At 63.7% G+C, this 3,321-nt stretch carries 3 protein-coding genes; all 3 read right to left on the bottom strand.

Annotated features, from left to right (window positions below):
- Positions 1-347 precede the first annotated feature (347 nt).
- Positions 348-641: a CRISPR-associated endonuclease Cas2 gene (gene cas2, locus VNM24_11665; protein ID HWQ39244.1), complete on the bottom strand. Its 294-nt coding sequence runs from the start codon at positions 639-641 to the stop codon at positions 348-350.
- A 3-nt stretch (positions 642-644) separates the two neighbouring features.
- On the bottom strand, positions 645-2,366 hold the full coding sequence (gene cas1 / locus VNM24_11670) for a CRISPR-associated endonuclease Cas1 (protein ID HWQ39245.1): 1,722 nt from the start codon (positions 2,364-2,366) through the stop codon (positions 645-647).
- A 530-nt stretch (positions 2,367-2,896) separates the two neighbouring features.
- Positions 2,897-3,321 (bottom strand): type I-U CRISPR-associated protein Csb2 (gene csb2, locus VNM24_11675; protein ID HWQ39246.1); only part of this gene is annotated, 425 nt, incomplete at its 5' end.

Here is a 3,321-nt window from a genome sequence, read left to right on the forward strand (position 1 = left end):
AGCGGGGCAGAGGCGGCGATCAAGGCTTGGCAGCTTCAATGAGGCCGCGGCGAATCGCCGCGGAAAACCCGTCACTCTCAGAGCTTTTGTCACAACGAACCTCGCTTCAATGAGGCCGCGGCGAATCGCCGCGGAAAACCGCCCCCTCGGACCGGGAGGTGGAACGCGGCCGCCAAGGGGGAATTGCGAGCGCTCTTATGACCATGGCGCTTCGGGGCCATCGAGCTGGCCGCGCCCGCCAGCAAGATACCCGAAAATCTCCGGATTGTTAAAGAGCTGCCGACTTGCGAGCGCTTCACAAGGCAGACCATCTCACTGCAGCGCTCGCGTCCCTCTGGCAAGAAAAATCAGACGATCACCGGCTCCCGTTGCACCGGCTCAAATCCCCGCTTGCCCAGGCTGACGACTCGCGGGCGCACATTGTCCGCCAGGCCGACATCGATGATCACCACGTGATCATCCTTCTGATTGATGATCTCGTCCAGTGTCGCCAGCATCTCCGCGTGCCGGCGCCTGGACAGCCGGCACTGGAACGCCGACAACTGAACCCACTCCCCGTAACCGTTCATCAGACCGTACACGGCGCGCCAGCGCTTGGGGTCGGCAATGTCGTAGGTCACGATGTAGAGGTGGTCATCCATGGCTCAGCGGGTCACGAAATTGGGATACTCCTTCAGCTCGCCCAGGAGAAAGCGGGCGAGCAGTCTTGCCTGCAGTTCCAGGAGGCGCCGGTAGCTCACCTTGTAGCCGAATACCGGATGAGTGATTTCGTGACCCAGTCGCCGTTCGAAACAAGCGATGAACCGTTTCCGGCCATCAGTGGTGAGCGCTACGCTGCCCGCGGCTGAGATGAAATCGGTCGGCTTGACCTCGCCGTTGTTGATGGCCTGGATGACGCTCGAATCCCCAAGCAGTGGGCGAAACGGCTCCATCATGTCCAGCGCGAGCGCGGGCCGCCCATAGCGCGGTTGATGGTAAAACCCTCGGTAAGGGTCGAAACCGACCGCACTCAACGTGACCGCCCATGACCGCACCAGCAGGCTGTAGGCGAAGGAGAGCAGGGCATTGACCGGATCGGTGGGCGGCCGGCGGTTGCGCTTGGTGAAGTCAAACGCGAATTGCGCTTCGGATTCCGGCGCCCGGCTGAGCATTTCCCGGAAGGAACCGAAGTAGCGCGCGGCCGCGTTGCCTTCCGCGCCGAGCAACTCTGCGAGACAGGACGCGCGCCGGGCCGCGTCGATGTCCTGCCTGAACTGATCCATCAGCGCCTCGGGGGCTTCCCCGTTCTTCCAGTTCCGGCGCAGCAGCGTGCGGCAGTTCTGGATCTTGGCGATGACGAAGCCTTTCGCAAGCCGCAGGCAAGCCCGTTCGTCGAAGCTCGCGCGGTACTGGGCACTCCGGATCTCGACATTCTTGTGCCCGGTGCCCACCGTGTGGCCGATGAACCAGCCGCCGAAGCTGTGCCAGCTCACGGTAATTTCGCGCTCCATGAGCGTGTGCAGGCAAGGCGTTGTCAGGTATACGTTGCCCATGAGGACTACCTGTGACACTTCGTTCAGGCGTGCCGTGGCGCTTTTCACGTCGTCCACGTAGATCTCCAGAACTTCTTCCTTCTTGGCCACTTTGGACCCCCGCGCCTGAACGTAGACAGGCATCGCCTCGTCGCGCAGCACCGAGAGCGGGCGGGGTGGAGTGGTCTCCCGATTGAGGAAATTCACTTCGTCCGGCAGACAGATTCCCACAAGAGAGCAGCGCGGGCACTTCGGGCTGTCCACCAGCGGCGGCGGGATCGTACCGCCCGCCGCTACCAGGCGCAGGCCGTCGATCGCATTGCGAGTAAGCTGCTTCAGTTCTTCATCGAAGGGGACGACGACCCGCTCGCGACTGGCTGCGAAGTACAGCACACCCTCTCGACAGGTATATCCATGCTCTTCGAGGATCAGCCCCTGCACACAGAGCTGCACGCGCTCCGGTTCGTACGCCCCGGCCGCAACGTGCGGCCGTTTGCCGCGCTTGTAGTCCACCGGAACGACCGCACCGTCCTCGGCTTCGATCAAGTCCATCTTGGCGATCAGGCCGAGGCGGTTGCTGGAAAGCGTGATCGAGCGCGCGTGGATACGGGTTTCGCGTTCCAGTTCGTCCGGCGGAGGGAGATGTCCGGACGGGGTGTCGACACGGCGATGGACGCGCTTGCCCTCCACGGTGTCGGAAGATTCCGCCCACTCGCCCTGCACCCACTCCAGATACGCCAGCCGCGGGCAATACTGGTACTCGTTGACCATGCGCGCGGGCAGCAGCGGCATGTCTCCGGACAGTTCGGGGAAAGGGAGTGGAAGCTCCGCTTGCCGGATTGGGTCTTCGCTCATGTGGCCGATGCCTGCCGGACTGCATGCGATACCGTCGTCCTGCCCATAGCATGGCGTATGCCAGAAGGATGCAAGCGGGGCGAAGGTGCACCGGAGAAAATTATCGTTTAGCGCGACCGGTAGTCTTGCACCGGCCGCTCGGCCGTCCAGCCGACTTTGCGCGCAATCCGGGCGCCGATGCCGCGTACGGTGGCCAGAATGCCTGCCGCTGCCCTTACAACCGCTTCCTTCCATGCTGCCGAAGCGCTCGAGCAACCGTCCTGCACGCGCCGGGCCGATGCCTGGAAGGGGCCCTGACGCACCTTCCTTGAAAACCAAGCTTCTCTTCGAAGGAGTAGCTTGTCGGGCGCTCTTCGACGTGCAGGCGTCGACGACGAACTCCTGTTCGATGCGGCGTTCGCGGGCGCGGTTCTTTGCGGAGAGTTTCGGTTCGAGCATTGGGGCGGGGACGTACGTCGATCAAACTACTAATTGACAGGGCGAACCCTGAGAAGCCGCACTCGCGCGCGTCCGAAGTCGGACGCGTGGATTCAGAGATCGGGAGCGGGAGTAAAAAGCCCCAGGCCGAAGTGGCAACCGAAACCGAGTGCGATCGGGCCGCGCACGGGTGCGGCGAAGCGCAGCTCGATCAAGCGGCCGAGCGTGTCAGGCTGCACGAGGCCGCGCTTGCGGCGGAAGCGGTGGTAGTGCAGCGGGCGAAGCCGACGCCCTTCGAAGTCGCAGTCCGGCAGTTCGCGAAAGTCCACGATCTCCGGTCGACCGTCGCCACGCGCGGACCACTCCCGGCGCAGTTGCTCGAGGATCGCCGCGTGCAACGCCTCGGGCGATCGCATCTCGGGTCGCTTCAAGTGCCAGGGATGCAAGTACGGCGTGAGACTTCGCCAGACCGCGGATTCGGCGGCGAGCGGCGTCAAGGCCTCGAACAACCCCACCCGACCGATCCCTTCGAGCATCA

Source organism: Burkholderiales bacterium (genome assembly GCA_035560005.1).
In the GTDB taxonomy this organism is placed as follows: domain Bacteria; phylum Pseudomonadota; class Gammaproteobacteria; order Burkholderiales; family Eutrophovitaceae; genus DASRFY01.